Genomic DNA, 17,481 nt, shown 5'->3' with positions numbered 1-17,481 from the left:
GGGTCCTTCCGGCGATCAGATCAAAGAAGGAGTTCAGCCCTTGAGGGACGCGACCTTCGAAGCGAGCGCCGACTTCTTGTTGGCGGCCTGGTTCTTGTGGATGACGCCCCTCGAGACGGCCTTGTCGAGCTGACGCGCGGCAGCGCGCTGGTACTCGGTGGCCTTCTCGGCGTCACCCGCGGCAGCGGCCTCACGGGCCTTGCGGATCGCGGTCTTCAGGGAGGACTTGACGGCCTTGTTGCGCAGCCGGGCCTTCTCGTTGGTCTTGATCCGCTTGATCTGGGACTTGATGTTCGCCACGAATGAGCCTCTACAGGTTCAGGCACGGGGCCGCATGGGTCCCGTGCCGATGATTTCTTGAAGACGTGCCTCCTGCTGAGAGGGCATGAGGCACAGCCACCCAGGCTACCAGTCCTCTTCCTACCGGCCCAAACCGGTCGCACGGCCCGGCCCGTGGGACCATGGAGGCTACGTATCGATCCGACCCGAGACCGCAGACACTGCGGACGCCTCAAGAATCAGGACCCTGCGTGCCCGCGATCCCTAGCCATGTGCCCGAACCGAGCCGTACCGACCCGGCTCTGATCCGCAACTTCTGCATCATCGCGCACATCGACCACGGCAAGTCCACGCTCGCCGACCGGATGCTCCAGCTGACCGGAGTGGTCGAGCAGCGGCAGATGCGTGCTCAGTACCTCGACCGCATGGACATCGAGCGTGAGCGCGGCATCACGATCAAGTCTCAGGCCGTGCGTCTGCCCTGGGCGCCCACCGAGGACCCGGGCAACACGCACATCCTCAACATGATCGACACCCCGGGTCACGTCGACTTCACGTACGAGGTCTCGCGGTCGCTCGCCGCCTGCGAGGGGACCATCCTCCTCGTCGACGCCGCCCAGGGCATCGAGGCGCAGACCCTCGCCAACCTGTACCTGGCGATGGAGAACGACCTCGCGATCATCCCCGTACTCAACAAGATCGACCTGCCGGCCGCGCAGCCGGAGAAGTTCGCCGAGGAGCTCGCCAACCTCGTCGGGTGCGACCCCGACGACGTGCTGCGGGTCTCCGCCAAGACCGGCGTAGGTGTCGATGCGCTGCTCGACAAGGTGGTCCGGGAGGTCCCGGCGCCGGTGGGTGTCGCCGACGCGCCCGCTCGGGCCATGATCTTCGACTCGGTCTACGACTCCTACCGCGGTGTCGTGACGTACGTCCGTGTCATCGACGGGCAGCTCAACAAGCGCGAGCGCATCCGGATGATGTCCACCAACGCCACGCACGAGCTGTTGGAGATCGGGACCAACTCGCCGGAGATGCTGCCCGCCGACGGCCTCGGCGTCGGCGAGGTGGGTTACCTCATCACCGGCGTGAAGGACGTCCGCCAGTCCAAGGTCGGTGACACCATCACCACCCTGCACAAGGGGGCGACCGAGGCGCTCGGCGGCTACAAGGACCCGAAGCCGATGGTCTTCTCGGGTCTGTATCCGCTGGACGGCTCCGACTACCCCGAGCTGCGCGACGCCCTCGACAAGCTCCAGCTCAACGACGCCGCGCTGGTCTACGAGCCGGAGACCTCCGCCGCCCTCGGCTTCGGCTTCCGCGTCGGCTTCCTCGGCCTCCTCCACCTCGACGTGATCCGCGAGCGGCTGGAGCGCGAGTTCGGGCTCGACCTCATCGCCACCGCGCCGAACGTGGTCTACCGCGTCCTCATGGAGGACGGCACCGAGCACACCGTGACCAACCCGAGCGAGTTCCCCGAGGGGAAGATCTCGGAGGTCTACGAGCCGGTCGTGCGCGCCACCATCCTGGCGCCGAGCGAGTTCATCGGCTCGATCATGGAGCTGTGCCAGACCCGGCGCGGTGTCCTGCTCGGCATGGACTACCTCTCCGAGGACCGGGTCGAGATCCGCTACACCCTCCCGCTCGCCGAGATCGTCTTCGACTTCTTCGACCAGCTGAAGTCGAAGACGCGTGGGTACGCGTCTTTGGACTACGAGCCCACCGGCGAGCAGACCTCCAGCCTGGTCAAGGTCGACATCCTGCTGCACGGCGACAAGGTGGACGCCTTTTCCGCGATCACGCACAAGGACGCGGCGTACGCCTACGGTGTGCGGCTCGTCGCCAAGCTGCGCGAGCTCATCCCGCGGCAGGCCTTCGAGGTGCCCATCCAGGCCGCCATCGGCTCCCGGGTCATCGCCCGCGAGACCATCCGCGCCATCCGCAAGGACGTCCTGGCCAAGTGCTACGGCGGTGACATCTCCCGTAAGCGGAAGCTGCTGGAGAAGCAGAAGGAAGGCAAGAAGCGGATGAAGATGGTGGGTTCCGTGGAGGTTCCGCAGGAAGCCTTCATCGCCGTCCTGAGCAGTGATGACAGCGCGGGGTCGGGCAAGAGCAAGAAGTAGCGGCTCGCGGCCGCGTGCTACCGCGGGTTACCCCGGCAAACCGGGTACAACAGGGGTCTGTCGTACAAAAGCGCGGCGGGCCCCTACGCGTGCGTAAGGTCGCTCTCTGTTTGGAAATGACAGGGCGCGGACCCTTACGCGGCAGGCGGTCGCCCTTTACTCTGATCCCTGCTCGATAGTTACTCGCGAGTTAAACAAGAGCGCGTGAGTGATAAGCGCGTGAGTGAAACCAGCCGCACTGAGCCAGCCGCGTCGTCGCGGGCCCCGGAGGATGTCGTGAGCGACACACAGACACTGATCGAGAACCGTCCGCCGACCGTGGCGGCCCTCTTCCTGGAGCGCGTGGCGGCCACACCGGACGCCGAGGCATATCGCTATCCCGTGCCTCCCGCCTCCGGTCAAGGACCGGACGACTGGAAGTCGCTGAACTGGGCGCAGGCCGCCGAGCGGGTTTACGCCGTCGCGGCCGGCCTGATCGAGCTCGGCGTGCAGCCGGAACAGCGGGTAGCCCTGTCCTCCTCCACCCGGGTCGAGTGGATCCTCGCCGATCTGGGCATCCTGTGCGCCGGTGCCGCCACGACCACGGTCTACCCGCAGACCAACGCGGAGGAGTCCGCGTTCATCCTGTCGGACTCCGAGAGCAAGGTGCTCATCGCGGAGAACGCCGAGCAGCTGGCCAAGGCGCGGGAGAAGCGCGCCGAGCTGCCCGACCTCACCCATGTCGTGGTCATCGACCCGGCCGACGTGGAGACCGGCGACTGGGTCCTCACCCTCGCCGAGCTGGAGGCCCGCGGCGCCGCCCGGCTGGAGAAGGACCCCGACCTGATCAAGGAGCGGGTCGGCGCGATCACCAAGGACCAGCTCGCGACGCTGATCTACACCTCCGGCACGACCGGGCGGCCCAAGGGCGTGCGGCTCCCGCACGACAACTGGGCGTACATGGCCAAGGCGATCGCCGCGACCGGCCTGATCAGCGGCGAGGACGTGCAGTACCTGTGGCTGCCGCTCGCGCACGTCTTCGGCAAGGTGCTCACGTCCGGGCAGATCGAGGTGGGGCACGTCACCGCAGTCGACGGCCGTGTCGACAAGATCATCGAGAATCTGCCGGTCGTGCAGCCGACGTACATGGCGGCCGTGCCGCGCATCTTCGAGAAGGTCTACAACGGGGTCGCCGCGAAGGCCCGCGCGGGCGGCGGCGCCAAGTACAAGATCTTCCAGTGGGCCGCGGAGGTCGCCCGCGAGTACGCCAAGGTCGCGCAGGACAACTTCCGGCGGACCGGGACGGCCTCCGTCCCCTTCGGGCTCGGAGCGAAGCACAAGGTCGCCGACGCGCTGGTGTACGCGAAGATCCGGGAGGCGTTCGGCGGGAACCTGCGGGCGTGCGTGTCCGGCAGTGCGGCGCTCGCGCCCGAGATCGGGTACTTCTTCTCCGGCGCCGGGATCCACATCCTGGAGGGGTACGGGCTGACCGAGTCGTCCGCGGCGTCCTTCGTGAACCCCGGCGAGGCGTACCGCACCGGCACGGTCGGCAAGCCGCTGCCCGGTACGGAGGTTCGCATCGCGGACGACGGGGAGATCCTGCTGCGCGGGCCGGGGATCATGGAGGGGTACCACAAGCTGCCCGAGAAGACGGCGGAGGTTCTGGAGCAGGACGGCTGGTTCCACACCGGGGACATCGGTGAGCTGTCGCCCGACGGGTACCTGCGGATCACCGACCGGAAGAAGGACCTCATCAAGACGTCGGGCGGCAAGTACATCGCGCCGGCCGAGGTCGAGGGGCAGTTCAAGGCGGTGTGCCCGTATGTGTCCAACATCCTGGTGCACGGGGCCGACCGGAACTTCTGTACCGCGCTGATCGCCCTCGACGAGGCGTCGATTCAGGCCTGGGCGAAGGAGAACGGGCTGGAGGGCAAGTCGTACGCCGAGATCGTGGCCGCGCCGGCCACGGTCGAGATGGTCGACGGGTATGTGAAGCAGCTCAACGAGGGCTTGCAGCGGTGGCAGACGATCAAGAAGTTCCGGTTGCTGCCTCGGGATCTCGATGTGGAGCACGGGGAGATCACGCCGAGTCTGAAGCTGAAGCGGCCGGTTGTGGAGCGGGAGTACAAGCATCTGATCGATGAGATGTACGCCGGTTCACGCGAGGCGTAGGGGGTGGCGCGGGGGACTGTTCGGCGGCTGCGGGTGGTTCGTGGCTGGTCGCGCCCACGCGGCGGAGCCGCACATCGACACAGCCCCGCGCCCCTTGGGGTCAGTTCACGCCCCCTCTGGCTGCCAGCCGGCGTATCTCGCTGACCTGTTTCCGCAGTGCCGGTATGTCCGGTGGGTCGGCCTCGGTCAACTGGGCCTCCAGAGCTGACAGCCGAGTGGTCAACTCCCCGCCGTAGGACCGCTTCTGGGCCAGCAACCGCTCCAACTGCCGGCTCTTGCGGTGCAGGTCCAGGAACACGCTCACCTTCGCCCTCAGCACCCACGGATCGAATGGCTTGGTCAGATAGTCGGCCGCCCCCGTCGCGTAGCCGCGGAACGCGTAGCCGGAGTCGTCGTCCGCTCCGGTCAGGAAGATGATCGGGACGTCCTTGGTCTGAACGAGCCGTTTGATGTTCGCGGCGGTCTCGAAACCGTCCATGCCCGGCATGCGCACGTCGAGCAGGACGAGGGCGAACTGCTGCCGCAGCAGTGCCTTCATCGCCTCCTCACCCGAGCGTGCGCGGACGAGCCGTTCGTTGAGGGACCCCAGGACGGCCTCCAGGGCGATCAGGTTGTCCTCCATGTCGTCGACCAGGAGGATGCCGGCACGCTCGTCGGTCGTTGCCTCAGTGCTCATGTGACTGGCCTCATTCAGTCGTCCGTCGGCGCGACCGGAGCCTCCTCGACGTCGGCGCGCTCCGCGGCCTTCACGCCCTCGGGGTCCAGGAGTGCGCAGACGACGGTCAGCAGTTGGTCGACGTCCACCGGCTTCGGTACGTAGTCGTTGGCGCCCCGCGCGATGGACTTCTCGCGGTCTCCCGGCATCGCCTTCGCGGTCAGCGCGACGATGGGCAGGCCCGTCCAGCGCGGGGTGCGGCGGATGGCGGCGATGGTCTCGTAGCCGTCCATCTCCGGCATCATGATGTCCATCAGGACGAGTTCGACGTCCGGGTTGCGCTCCAGCGTCTCGATGCCCTCGCGGCCGTTCTCCGCGTAGAGGACGGGCATGCCGACGCGCCCCAGGACATGGGTGAGGGCGAAGACGTTGCGGATGTCGTCGTCCACGATCAGCACCCGGCGCCCGGGGAGGACCCGCCCCGCCCGGCCCGACTTCCACGCCTCCAGCTTCGTCGGCGTCGGCCAGGTGTCGTCCGTGTCGTGGCCGTCGTGGCCGTCGTGGCCGTCGTGGATGTCGTGGGTGGTCGGGAAGGGCTCGGCCGACAGGTCGTCCGGCACCGGCAGGGGGCGTTCCTCGGGGACCGGGCCCGTCGCCGCGTGACCGGGGCTGACGACAGGGACGTACAGCGTGAAGGTGGAACCCTTGCCGGGCTCGCTTTCGGCGACGATACGGCCGCCCAGCAGGCCCGCGATCTCGCGGCTGATGGACAGCCCCAGTCCCGTGCCGCCGTACTTGCGGTTCGTCGTGCCGTCGGCCTGCTGGAACGCCTCGAAGATCACCGGGAGTTTCTCGGGGGCGATGCCGATGCCGGTGTCGGAGACCGCGAAGGCGACCAACTCGTCGCTGCCCTGGACGTAGTGGTGCTCGGGGTCCTGCACGCGGTTCACGCGCAGTTCGACCCGGCCCGTCGCGGTGAACTTGATCGCGTTGGACAGGAGGTTGCGCAGGATCTGCTGGAGGCGCTGCTCGTCCGAGTACATCTCGCGCGGTACGTCCTCGCCGACCGCGACCTCGAAGGCGAGCCCCCGGTCGAGGGTGAGCGGGCGGAAGGTGGCGTGGACGTAGTCCAGCAGCTTGATCAACGGCAGCCTCTTGGGGCGTACGTCCATCCGGCCCGCCTCGATCTTCGACAGGTCGAGGATGTCGTTGATCAGCTGGAGGAGGTCCGAGCCCGAGCGGTGGATCGTCGTCGCGAACTGGACTTCCTGGTCGGAGAGGTGGTCGTCCGGGTTGTCCGACAGCAGCCTCGCCAGGATCAGCAGGGAATTCAAAGGCGTACGCAACTCGTGCGACATGTTCGCCAGGAACTCCGACTTGTACTGGGAACTGGTGGCCAGCAGGGCGGCCTTCTCCTCCAGCTCGGCGTTCGAGCGCTGCAACTCCGCCTGCTGCTTCTGGAGTTCGTCCGAGCGTTCCTGGAGCTGCGTGGCCAGGCGCTGGGACTCGCCGAGCAGGGACTCCGTACGGGAGTTGGCGATGATGGTGTTGATGGCGACGCCGATGGTGTTCACGAACTGGTCGAAGAAGGCCAGGTGGACGTCGGAGAAGCGGGAGAAGGACGCCAGCTCGATCACGCCGAGGAGCTTGTCCTCGAAGAGGATCGGGATGATGACCACGCTGGTGGGCGCCGCCTCGCCGAGACCGCTGTTGATCTTGATGTAGTCCGGCGGGGCCTCCTCGACGAGGATCCGCTTCTTCTCGCGGGCCGCCTGGCGGACCAGGCCGTGCACCGGGAGGCCGCCGGTCTCCACGGTCGCGCCCTGTGCGGAGCCGTAGCCCGCGATGAACGCGAGCCCTTTCGCGGGAGCGGGGATGTGCAGGGCCGCGCCGTCCTCGTCCGGGTCGGCCAGGAAGAACGCGCCGTACTGGGCGTTCACCAGGGGCGTCAGCTCGCGCAGGATCAGGTCGGCGACCTCCATCAGGTCGCGGTGGCCCTGCATCAGGGCGGCCAGACGGGCGAGGTTCGACTCCAGCCAGTCCTTCGCGCGGGTCGTCTCGCGGAGGTTGGCCACCATCAGGTTGATGTTGTCCTTCAGCTCGGCGACCTCGCCCTGCGTCTCCACCGTGATGGAGCGGGACATGTCGCCCTGGGCCACGGCGGAGGCGACCTCGGCGATCGCGCGGACCTGGGTGGTCAGGTTGGAGGCGAGCTCGTTCACGTTCGTCGTCAGGCGCTTCCAGGTGCCGTACACGCCCTCGACCCGCGCCTGGCCGCCGAGTTGGCCCTCGGAGCCCACCTCGCGGGCCACGCGGGTGACCTCGGAGGAGAACGACGACAGCGTGTCCACCATCGTGTTGATGGCCGTCTTCAGCTCCAGGATCTCGCCGCGGGCGTCCACGTCGATCTTCTTGGAGAGATCGCCGTTGGCGACGGCCGTGGTCACCTGGGCGATGTTGCGGACCTGCGAGGTGAGGTTGTCGGCCATGTAGTTGACGTTGTCCGTCAGGTCCCGCCAGACCCCGGAGACGCCCAGCACCTGGGCCCGGCCGCCGAGCCGGCCGTCGGTGCCGACCTCGCGGGCCACGCGTGTCACCTCGTCGGCGAAGGCGCGCAACTGCTCGACCATCGTGTTGACGGTGTCCTTGAGTTCGAGGATCTCGCCGCGGGCGTCGACCGTGATCTTTTTGGACAAATCGCCGTTGGCGACGGCGGTCGTCACCTGAGCGATGTTCCGTACCTGAGAAGTGAGATTCAGCGCCATGAAGTTGACGTTGTCGGTCAAGTCCTTCCAGACGCCGGAGACGCCACGGACCTGGGCCTGACCGCCGAGGTTGCCTTCGGTGCCGACCTCGCGGGCCACGCGGGTGACCTCGTCGGCGAAGGCGGAGAGCTGGTCGACCATCGTGTTGATGGTGGACTTCAGCTCCAGGATCTCGCCCTTCGCCTCCACCGTGATCTTCTTGCCGAGGTCGCCCTGGGCTACGGCGGTGGAGACGAGGGCGATGTTGCGGACCTGCGACGTCAGGTTGTCCGCCATGAAGTTGACGTTGTCGGTGAGGTCTTTCCAGACGCCGGAGACGCCTCTCACCTGGGCCCGGCCGCCGAGGTTGCCTTCGGTGCCGACTTCGCGGGCGACGCGGGTGACCTCGTCGGCGAAGGCGGACAGCTGGTCGACCATCGTGTTGATGGTGGACTTCAGCTCCAGGATCTCGCCCTGGGCGTCGACCGTGATCTTCTGGCTCAGGTCGCCGTTGGCGACGGCCGTGGTTACCTGGGCGATGTTGCGGACCTGCGAGGTCAGGTTCGAGGCCATGAAGTTGACGTTGTCGGTGAGGTCTTTCCAGACGCCGGAGACGCCTCTCACCTGGGCCCGGCCGCCCAGCTGACCTTCCGTACCGACCTCGCGGGCGACCCGCGTCACCTCGTCGGCGAAGGCGGACAGCTGGTCCACCATCGTGTTGACCGTCAGCTTCAGTTCGAGCAGCTCGCCGGTCGCCTCGACCGTGACCGTGCGGGTCAGATCGCCGCGGGCCACCGCCGTGGTCACCAGGGCGATGTCGCGCACCTGGGCCGTCAGCCGGGACGCCATCGTGTTGACCGCCTCGGTCACGTCCCGCCAGCTGCCCGAAAGGCCCCGCACCTTGGCCCGGCCGCCGAGCCGCCCCTCGGTGCCGACCTCGCGGGCGACCCGGGTCACCTCACCCGTGAACAGGGACAGCTGGTCCACCATCTTGTTCACGGCCCGGCCCAGACGCCGCAGGTCGCCGCGTAACTGCCTGCTGCCGTCGTGCAGATCGACCCGCTGGGTCAGATCGCCGCCGGCCACCGCGTCCAGCACGCGGGTCGCGTTGGCCGCCGGGGCCACCAGGGCGTCGAGCACCTGGTTCACATCGTTGACCCGGGACGTCCACGCGCCCTGGCCCGGGCTCGCCGAGAGCCGTTCGTCGAGGCGGCCGTGCCGTACCAACTCCCGCTTGACACGCTGTACTTCGGTGTTGAAGTGGGTGCTGCGGTCCATGATCTGGTTGAAGACAGCGGTCAGTTCGGCCACCATCCCGTGGCCCGTCTCCGGCACCTTCGAGAAGTCGCCGTCCCGGGCGGCGGTCATCGCGGCGAGCAGGGGACGCAGATCGGATGCTCGAATCTGACCGTCTTTCTGTCCGTCTTCGAGCACACGCGTAGCACTGTTCTCACTCATGGCGGCCCACTTCGGTAACTCGGCGCTTATGGGCGGGGCCAGTCTGTCACTCTGTCGGCATCGACTGAGGCGTATTCGTACGAACCGCTCGGGGAGCTGTCCATGGGGCCCATTCCGACGCAACGGGAGACCGTTTCCCGTGCCTCTGGTGCGCCTGGGCCGGGGGGCGCGCGCCCGCCCGCCGAGGCGCAGCAACAGGCCGACGCGCCCGCGCGCGCCTGCGCCGACGTGCCCGCGGACCTGCCCGCGCACGCCGAGGCGCACGCCCGCGCCGACGTACCACCACGCGCCGACGCACACCCACGCGCCGAGGCGCACGCGACCCTGCCCGGAAGCCCTTTCGCGCCCGGCGCCGCCCGCGCACTCCTGCGCGCCACGCTCGCCGAGTGGGCCCAACGCGGCCTGCCCGGAGCCGAGCACCTCACCGACCGCCTGGCCGACGACGCCCTGCTCGTGGTCAGCGAACTCGTCACCAACGCCATCGTGCACGCGGGCACCGACGTCGAGCTGGGCTGCCGGCTGGAGCCGGAGACCGGCGCCCTCGTCGTCGAGGTCCTGGACCACCACCCCTCACGCGCCCCGCGCGACGGCCCCGCCGAGCCGCCGTACGACACCCCGGAGTACGGGCGCGGCCTGCGGCTCGTCGCCGCGCTCGCCGAGTCCTGGGGCATCACCTACCGCACCGGCGCCAAGACGGTGTGGGCACGGCTGCCCGCCGAGGGCAAGGAGGCCGCCGACGGGATCCAGGCGTATGCGGGGGAGCGCGCCCTCGAGCGCGGGCTGCGCGTCGCCGAGATACTCGCCCCCGAGCCGCCCCCACTCCCGACCGTGCCCGAGCGGGGGTACCCCCATCGTGCCGAGCGCGACCGGGACTGGCTCGGCCGCGGCGCCCTGTCCTTCCTCGCCGAGGCCTCAGACCTGCTCGCCGGGCAGCTCGACGAGAACCTGGTGGCCGCTCTCGCCGGACAGCTGATCGTGCCCCGGCTGGCCGACTGGTGCGCGGTGTGGCTGGAGGACGAGGTCACGGGCCGCGGCGGTTGGGCGGCCGACGGGGCCGGCGGCACCGGGCCGCGGCTCTCCCGGGTCTGGCACAGCAGCGAGAACCGGATCGAGGAGCTGCGCCGGGCCCTGGAGAAGGAGCGGCCGCACCCGCTCGACACGTTACGGTCCGGACCCGCCCCCTTCCCCTGGCCCGGCGAGGCGCTGGGCCCGCACGGCACGTACGGCTGCGCGCTCGCCTACCGGCTGACGGCCGGCGGCCGCCCGCTCGGCACGCTGGTCATCGGACGGTCCGGACCCGACCGGTTCCCCGACGAGATCACCGGGCTCGTGGAGGACCTCAGCCGCCGGGTCGCGCTCGCCATCGGCGCCGCCCGCCAGTACGCGCGGCAGGCCACCATCAGCGCCGTACTGCAGCGCGGACTGCTGCCCGGCGCGGTCGCCGAGATCCCCGGGATGCGCAGCGCCCTGGTCTACGAGCCGTGCGACAAGGGCGGGCCCAGCGGCGACTTCTACGACCTCTTCCCGGCCGGCGACGGCCGCTGGTGCTTCGCCGTGGGCGACGTCCAGGGCAAGGGACCCGAGGCCGCCGTGGTGATCGGCCTCGCCCGGCCCTGGCTGCGGCTGCTGGCCCGCGAGGGCTACCGCGTCGCCGACGTCCTCGACCGCCTCAACCAGCTGCTCCTCGACGACGCGACGGAGGCCGCGGACGCCGCCGCACGCGCACTGGCCTCCGCGGGCGGCCGGCCGACGGCCTCCGGGGACGGCCCGCAGACCCGCTTCCTCTCCCTCCTCTACGGCGAGCTGGCCCCCTTCGACGGCGGCGTGCGCTGCACCCTCGCCTCCGCCGGGCATCCCCTGCCACTGCTCCTCGGGGCGGGCGGCGAGGTCCGTACGGCCGCCCGCCCGCAGACCCTCCTCGGGGTCATCGAGGACGCGACGTACACCAGCGAGACCTTCGAGCTGCGGTCCGGTGACAGCCTGCTGTGTGTGACGGACGGGGTGACCGAGCGACGCAGCGGCTCACGCCAGTTCGACGACGAGGACGGGCTCGCGGCGGCGCTGGAGGGGTGCGCGGGGCTGGACGCGGAGCTGATCGCGGAGCGCATCAAGCGGCTGGTGCACGAGTTCGGGGTGCGGCCGCCGGAGGACGACCTGGCGCTGCTGGTCCTGCAGGCGGAGTAACCATGGTGGGTGCTGGACAATGAAGGCATGCCTTCCGCACTCCCCGACGGCGAACCCGTCCCCGACGACGGCGCCCTCCCCGCGTCCGCGCTCGCCGGGGCCGCCGACCGCCCGCTCGGCTTCTACCTGCACGTCCCGTACTGCGCGACCCGCTGCGGCTACTGCGACTTCAACACCTACACGGCGACCGAGCTGCGCGGCACGGGCGGGGTCCTCGCCTCCCGCGACAACTACGCGGACACTCTGATCGACGAGATCCGCCTGGCCCGCAAGGCCCTCGGCGACGACCCGCGCCCCGTGCGCACGGTGTTCGTGGGCGGCGGTACGCCCACACTGCTGGCCGCGGGCGATCTCGTACGGATGCTGGGGGCGATCCGTGACGAGTTCGGGCTGGCGGCGGACGCGGAGGTCACGACGGAGGCGAACCCGGAGTCGGTGGACCCGGCATATCTGGCCACGCTCCGGCAGGGCGGCTTCAACCGGATCTCCTTCGGCATGCAGAGCGCGAAGCAGCATGTGCTGAAGGTCCTGGACCGCACGCACACGCCGGGGCGTCCGGAGGCGTGCGTGGCGGAGGCGCGGGCGGCGGGCTTCGAGCACGTGAATCTGGACCTGATCTACGGCACGCCGGGGGAGTCGGACGAGGACTGGCGGGCGTCGCTGGAGGCGGCGCTGGGCGCCGGGCCGGACCACGTCTCGGCGTACGCGCTGATCGTCGAGGAGGGTACGCAGCTGGCGCGGCGGATCCGGCGGGGCCAGGTCCCCATGACGGATGACGACGTGCACGCGGACCGGTATCTGATCGCGGAGGAGACGCTGTCGGCGGCCGGTTTCGACTGGTACGAGGTGTCGAACTGGGCGACCTCGGACGCGGGCCGCTGCCTGCACAACGAGCTGTACTGGCGGGGCGCCGACTGGTGGGGAGCGGGGCCGGGTGCGCACAGCCATGTGGGCGGGGTGCGGTGGTGGAACGTGAAGCATCCGGGGGCGTATGCGGCGGCGCTGGCTGCGGGGCGGTCGCCGGGGGCGGGGCGGGAGCTGCTGTCGGAGGAGGACCGCCGGGTGGAGCGGATTCTGCTGGAGCTGCGGCTTCGGGAGGGGGTGCCGTTGGAGTTGCTGCGGGCGGAGGGGCTTGCGGCTTCGCGGCGGGCGCTGGGGGATGGGTTGCTTGAGGAGGGGCCGTACGGAGAGGGGCGTGCGGTGCTGACGTTGCGGGGGCGGTTGTTGGCGGATGCGGTGGTCAGGGATCTGGTGGACTGATCACTCCGGCGAGTGAATCGGTGCGGAACGTCGGTTCGGCCCCTAACCTGGCTCGTAGGCCGCCGTCAAAGTACGCGGCGGATGTGGAGGGCCACGGAGATGACCGCTGTGGACGAGCGTGGGATGACCAAGTACTTCGAGGAGCTTGAGCCTCCCGAGGGCATCAAGGTCGAGCTTCTCCGGGGGGTAATCGTGATGATGGCCAGCCCCGACATCGTGCACAACAGGATCGTCGCCGATGTGCAGGACCAGATCCCGCGGCAGCGCTGGAGTCGCCTCCAGACCCAGGATGTCGACATCGTCGACGAGGCCAGCGAGCCGGTACCGGACTTGGTGGTCTTGGAACGCGATGTCGTGCCCGCCTCGGGGCGCTTGTTGCCGTGTCAGCTGGTCACGATGGTTGTCGAGGTCGTGTCCAAGTCCAGCGTCCACCAGGACTACGTGGTCAAACGGTCGATCTACGCTGCGGGGAAGGTACCTGCCTACCTCATCGTCGACCCGATCATGGGGCACTGCGTCCTGTTGACGAAGCCCGCCGGAGAGGGCGAAGACGCCGACTACCGGAGCCAGGAGATCACCAAGTTCAGTGATCCACTGCCGTTGGAGATCCTGGGGCTCGAACTGGACACGAGTGAGTTCGGCGTGTTCCCCGGGGTCAGGCCCCACCGCTATCCGTAACAAAGTCGATCAGCTCCTCCACCCGCCCCAACAACTCCGGCTCCAGGTCCTTGTAAGACCCCACCCGCCCCAGAATCCCCTGCCAAGCCGCCCCGGTGTTTTCCGGCCATCCCAGCGCCCGGCACACCCCCGTCTTCCAGTCCTGCCCGCGCGGCACCCGGGGCCACCCGGGAATCCCCAGGGACGACGGCTTCACCGCCTCCCAGATGTCGATGTACGGGTGGCCCACCACCAGCGCGTGCTCGCTCGTCACCGCCTCCGCGATGCGCCACTCCTTCGTGCCCGGCACCAAGTGGTCCACCAGGACGCCCAACCGCGCATCCGGACCCGGTGCGAAATCGGCCACGATCGACGGCAGGTCGTCCACGCCCTCCAGGTACTCCACGACCACGCCCTCGATGCGCAGGTCGTCGCCCCACACCTTCTCGACCAGTTCGGCGTCGTGCCGGCCCTCGACGTAGATGCGCCCGGCGCGGGCCACGCGTGCGCGTGCGCCGGGGACGGCGACCGAACCGGAGGCCGTTCGGGTCGGTCGTACCGGCCCCGCCGATGGCCGTACGAGCGTCACCACCCGGCCCTCCAGCAGGAAGCCCCGCGGCTCCAACGGGAACACGCGGTGCTTGCCGAAGCGGTCCTCCAGGGTGACCGTGCCCGCCTCGCAGCGGATCACCGCGCCGCAGAAGCCGGTGCCGGGCTCCTCCACCACCAGGCCGGGCTCCGCCGGGACCTCGGGGACGGGCTGCGGCTTCTTCCAGGGAGGAGTCAGATCGGCGGAGTACTGGCGCATTCGGGTGACGATAGGAGAAGTGACCGGAGAGTGCTTACGACACGCCGAAACGCGTCGCCAACGCGTCCCGCTGCGCCCTTACGAACGCCGCGTCCACCACCGCTCCGTGACCGGGCACGTACAGCGCGTCCTCGCCGCCCAGGTCCAGCAGCCGGTCCAGCGCGGCCGGCCAGTGCGACGGTACGGCGTCGGCGCCCGCCTGCGGCTCCCCGGACTCCTCGACCAGGTCGCCGCAGAAGACGACCTCGGGCGAGCCCGGTACCAGGACCGCGAGGTCGTGGGCCGTGTGGCCAGGGCCTACGTTCGCCAGCAGGACCTGGCGGCCGCCGCCCAGGTCGAGGGTCCACTCGCCGGAGACGTGATGGCGAGGTGGGACGAGTGCGTCGATCGCCTCGTCCGCCGAATCGGCCTCCAGCCCATTGCGTACCGCGTCCGCGCGCAGCTCCTCGCGCGCGTGCCGGGCGGTGAACACCGTGTCGATGCCCACCGCGCCGAACACCTCCGCCCCCGCGAACGCCGCCGCCCCGAAGACGTGATCGAAATGGGGGTGAGTGAGCGCGAGATGAGTCACACGGTGACCGGTGAACGCCTCCGCCTGCGCCCGCAGCCGCGCGCCCTCCCCGAGGCTCGACCCGGCGTCGATCAGCAAGGCCGTGCCCTCCCCGACGACCAGCCCCACCGTGCAGTCCCAGCCGGGAAGCCGGCACCGGCCCACCCCGGCCGCCATCCGCTCCCACCCCAGCTCTTCCCAAGTCACGCTCATACCGCGACGCTAGCCAAGACAGCACGTCCAGGCACGGCATCGCAGGACCGGCCTTGCCCGGGGCGTACCCCACGGCCGTACACTGGGCCGGGGAACGTTGGCACTCGGCTGTGAAGAGTGCCAGGCCAGGTGCCGAGGGGACGACTTCTGGAGGTGTGCGCGATGCTGAGTGAACGACGGCTTCAGGTGCTGCGCGCCATCGTCCAGGACTATGTCGGCACCGAGGAGCCCGTCGGATCCAAGGCACTCACCGAGCGGCACAGCCTCGGCGTGTCCCCGGCGACCGTGCGCAACGACATGGCCGCCCTGGAGGACGAGGGGTACATCGCCCAGCCGCACACCAGCGCCGGGCGGATCCCGACGGACAAGGGCTACCGGCTCTTCGTCGACAAGCTCGCCGGCGTCAAGCCGATGAGTCCGCCCGAGCGGCGCGCGATCCAGAACTTCCTCGACGGCGCCGTCGACCTCGATGACGTGGTGGCACGGACCGTACGGCTGCTCGCGCAGCTCACGCGGCAGGTCGCCGTCGTGCAGTACCCGTCGCTCACCCGGTCCACCGTCCGGCACGTCGAGCTGCTCTCGCTCGCTCCCGCGCGCGTGATGCTCGTGCTGATCACGGACACGGGGCGGGTCGAGCAACGGATGATCGACTGCCCGGCGCCGTTCGGCGAGGCCTCCCTGGCCGATCTGCGGGCCCGGCTCAACAGCAGGGTCGCGGGGCGGCGCTTCACCGATGTGCCAAGGCTCGTCGAGGACCTTCCCGAAGGCTTCGACACAGAGGACCGCGGCACGGTCTCGACCGTCCTCTCCACCCTGCTGGAGACGCTCGTCGAGGAGAACGAAGAGCGGCTGATGATCGGCGGCACCGCCAATCTGACCCGCTTCGCACATGACTTTCCCCTCACCATCCGGCCCGTCCTGGAGGCCCTGGAGGAGCAGGTCGTGCTCCTCAAACTCCTTGGCGAGGCGGGGGATTCGGGCATGACCGTACGCATCGGTCACGAGAACGCCTACGAGGGACTCAACTCCACGTCAGTGGTGTCGGTCGGCTACGGTTCGGGCAACGAGGCAGTCGCCAAGCTCGGCGTGGTCGGACCGACCCGCATGGATTACCCGGGAACGATGGGAGCGGTACGCGCAGTGGCACGGTACGTCGGACAGATCCTGGCGGAGTCGTAAGTGGCCACGGACTATTACGCCGTTCTCGGCGTGCGTCGCGACGCGTCGCAGGAAGAGATCAAGAAGGCCTTCCGGCGGCTCGCACGCGAGCTGCACCCGGACGTCAACCCCGATCCGAAGACCCAGGAGCGGTTCAAGGAGATCAACGCCGCTTACGAGGTGCTGTCGGACCCGCAGAAGAAGCAGGTCTACGACCTCGGCGGCGACCCGCTCTCGCAGGCGGCCGGCGCCGGCGCGGGCGGCTTCGGGGCCGGTGGCTTCGGGAACTTCTCCGACATCATGGACGCCTTCTTCGGTACGGCGTCCCAGCGGGGTCCGCGCTCGCGCACCCGGCGCGGCCAGGACGCGATGATCCGGCTGGAGATCGAGCTCGACGAGGCGGCCTTCGGTACGACGAAGGACATCCAGGTCGACACGGCGATCGTCTGCTCCACCTGTAGTGGTGAGGGCGCGGCGCCGGGGACCTCCGCGCAGACCTGTGACATGTGCCGCGGCCGCGGTGAGGTGTCGCAGGTGACGCGGTCCTTCCTGGGCCAGGTCATGACCTCGCGTCCCTGCCCGCAGTGCCAGGGCTTCGGCACCGTGGTGCCCACTCCGTGCCCGGAGTGCGCGGGCGACGGGCGCGTACGGTCCCGCCGTACGCTCACGGTCAAGATCCCCGCCGGTGTCGACAACGGCACCCGCATCCAGCTGGCCGGCGAGGGCGAGGTCGGCCCCGGCGGCGGCCCCGCCGGTGACCTGTACGTCGAGATCCACGAGCTGCCGCACTCGCAGTTCCAGCGGCGCGGCGACGATCTGCACTGCACGGTCACGCTCCCGATGACCGCGGCCTCCCTCGGCACGAAGGTCCCGCTGGAGACGCTGGACGGCCTGGAGGAGGTCGACATCCGGCCCGGCACCCAGTCCGGCCAGTCGATCCCGCTGCACGGCCGGGGCGTCACGCATCTGCGGGGCGGCGGCCGGGGCGACCTGATCGTCCACGTCGAGGTCCAGACCCCGAGCAAGCTCGACCCCGAGCAGGAGCGGTTGCTCCGCGAGCTGGCCAAGCTGCGGGGCGAGGAGCGGCCGCAGGGGCAGTTCCAGCCGGGGCAGCAAGGGTTGTTCTCGCGGTTGAAGGACGCGTTCAACGGGCGCTGACGGGGTGGCCGCGGGCGGCCGCCCGCGGCGGAGCCGCTGATGGATGCAGCGCCCCAGGTGGCGTATGCCAAAGGGAAGGTTCGATT

12 protein-coding genes are annotated in these 17,481 nt (G+C 69.6%); 7 read left to right on the top strand and 5 right to left on the bottom strand.

The window, feature by feature from the left end:
- Positions 1 to 33: 33 nt before the first annotated feature.
- Positions 34 to 300 carry a 30S ribosomal protein S20 gene (gene rpsT / locus ABT063_RS36350; RefSeq protein WP_351064510.1) on the bottom strand — a complete coding sequence of 89 codons (267 nt, stop codon included), beginning with the start codon at positions 298 to 300 and terminating at the stop codon, positions 34 to 36.
- A 230-nt stretch (positions 301 to 530) separates the two neighbouring features.
- On the opposite strand from rpsT, the gene lepA reads away from it, so the two are divergent.
- A complete protein-coding gene (gene lepA / locus ABT063_RS36345; protein WP_351064508.1) occupies positions 531 to 2,399 on the top strand; it encodes a translation elongation factor 4 in 1,869 nt (622 codons plus the stop codon).
- A gap of 276 nt (positions 2,400 to 2,675) precedes the next feature.
- A complete protein-coding gene (locus ABT063_RS36340) occupies positions 2,676 to 4,550 on the top strand; it encodes an AMP-dependent synthetase/ligase (protein ID WP_351064507.1) in 1,875 nt (624 codons plus the stop codon).
- A 100-nt stretch (positions 4,551 to 4,650) separates the two neighbouring features.
- Here the strand turns inward: ABT063_RS36340 and ABT063_RS36335 are convergent, their stop codons facing one another.
- The gene (locus ABT063_RS36335) at positions 4,651 to 5,226 is read right to left on the bottom strand and encodes a response regulator (RefSeq protein WP_351064505.1); all 576 of its coding nucleotides are present in this window, start codon (positions 5,224 to 5,226) and stop codon (positions 4,651 to 4,653) included.
- Between the two features lie 14 nt (positions 5,227 to 5,240).
- A complete protein-coding gene (locus tag ABT063_RS36330) occupies positions 5,241 to 9,407 on the bottom strand; it encodes a HAMP domain-containing protein (protein ID WP_351064503.1) in 4,167 nt (1,388 codons plus the stop codon).
- 102 nt (positions 9,408 to 9,509) lie between these two features.
- Here ABT063_RS36330 and ABT063_RS36325 point away from each other — a divergent pair, with 102 nt between their 5' ends.
- From ABT063_RS36325 to ABT063_RS36315, 3 genes are all read left to right on the top strand, one after another.
- Positions 9,510 to 11,591, top strand: a complete 2,082-nt coding sequence (locus ABT063_RS36325; RefSeq protein ID WP_351064501.1) for a SpoIIE family protein phosphatase — start codon at positions 9,510 to 9,512, stop codon at positions 11,589 to 11,591.
- A gap of 27 nt (positions 11,592 to 11,618) precedes the next feature.
- Complete coding sequence (gene hemW, locus ABT063_RS36320; RefSeq protein ID WP_351064499.1) at positions 11,619 to 12,851, top strand: radical SAM family heme chaperone HemW; 1,233 nt, start codon at positions 11,619 to 11,621, stop codon at positions 12,849 to 12,851.
- Positions 12,852 to 12,950: 99 nt separating this feature from the next.
- A complete protein-coding gene (locus ABT063_RS36315; RefSeq protein ID WP_502990948.1) occupies positions 12,951 to 13,529 on the top strand; it encodes a Uma2 family endonuclease in 579 nt (192 codons plus the stop codon).
- On the opposite strand, the gene ABT063_RS36310 is transcribed toward ABT063_RS36315, so the two are convergent.
- Together ABT063_RS36310 and ABT063_RS36305 are read right to left on the bottom strand one after the other, a co-directional pair.
- Positions 13,507 to 14,316 carry a DUF3097 domain-containing protein gene (locus ABT063_RS36310; RefSeq protein WP_351064496.1) on the bottom strand — a complete coding sequence of 270 codons (810 nt, stop codon included), beginning with the start codon at positions 14,314 to 14,316 and terminating at the stop codon, positions 13,507 to 13,509. The two genes, ABT063_RS36315 and ABT063_RS36310, sit on opposite strands and share 23 nt — an antisense overlap.
- 34 nt (positions 14,317 to 14,350) lie before the next feature.
- Positions 14,351 to 15,079, bottom strand: a complete 729-nt coding sequence (locus ABT063_RS36305) for an MBL fold metallo-hydrolase (RefSeq protein ID WP_351064494.1) — start codon at positions 15,077 to 15,079, stop codon at positions 14,351 to 14,353.
- Between the two features lie 162 nt (positions 15,080 to 15,241).
- On the opposite strand from ABT063_RS36305, the gene hrcA reads away from it, so the two are divergent.
- Together hrcA and dnaJ are read left to right on the top strand one after the other, a co-directional pair.
- Entirely contained in the window at positions 15,242 to 16,258 is a 1,017-nt protein-coding gene (gene hrcA, locus ABT063_RS36300; RefSeq protein ID WP_351064492.1) for a heat-inducible transcriptional repressor HrcA, read from the top strand.
- Positions 16,259 to 17,395, top strand: coding sequence for a molecular chaperone DnaJ (gene dnaJ / locus ABT063_RS36295; protein WP_351064490.1), 1,137 nt, complete (start codon positions 16,259 to 16,261; stop codon positions 17,393 to 17,395).
- The last annotated feature ends 86 nt before the right edge of the window (positions 17,396 to 17,481 follow it).

It is taken from the genome of Streptomyces sp. NPDC002838 (assembly GCF_040295365.1).
Lineage (GTDB): Bacteria > Actinomycetota > Actinomycetes > Streptomycetales > Streptomycetaceae > Streptomyces.
The sequence above is the reverse complement of the archived record's forward strand: the minus strand, read 5'-3'. Positions and strand labels throughout refer to the sequence as shown.

What these genes read in the sequence shown, in the direction of transcription:
- ABT063_RS36325 (WP_351064501.1), top strand. Translation starts at nt 9,510, where the DNA reads ATGGGGCCCATTCCGACGCAACGGGAGACCGTTTCCCGTGCCTCTGGT.
- hrcA (WP_351064492.1), top strand. Translation starts at nt 15,242, where the DNA reads ATGCTGAGTGAACGACGGCTTCAGGTGCTGCGCGCCATCGTCCAGGAC.
- ABT063_RS36330 (WP_351064503.1), bottom strand. Translation starts at nt 9,407, where the DNA reads ATGAGTGAGAACAGTGCTACGCGTGTGCTCGAAGACGGACAGAAAGAC.
- ABT063_RS36315 (WP_502990948.1), top strand. Translation starts at nt 12,951, where the DNA reads ATGACCGCTGTGGACGAGCGTGGGATGACCAAGTACTTCGAGGAGCTT.
- hemW (WP_351064499.1), top strand. Translation starts at nt 11,619, where the DNA reads ATGCCTTCCGCACTCCCCGACGGCGAACCCGTCCCCGACGACGGCGCC.
- ABT063_RS36310 (WP_351064496.1), bottom strand. Translation starts at nt 14,316, where the DNA reads ATGCGCCAGTACTCCGCCGATCTGACTCCTCCCTGGAAGAAGCCGCAG.
- ABT063_RS36305 (WP_351064494.1), bottom strand. Translation starts at nt 15,079, where the DNA reads ATGAGCGTGACTTGGGAAGAGCTGGGGTGGGAGCGGATGGCGGCCGGG.
- ABT063_RS36335 (WP_351064505.1), bottom strand. Translation starts at nt 5,226, where the DNA reads ATGAGCACTGAGGCAACGACCGACGAGCGTGCCGGCATCCTCCTGGTC.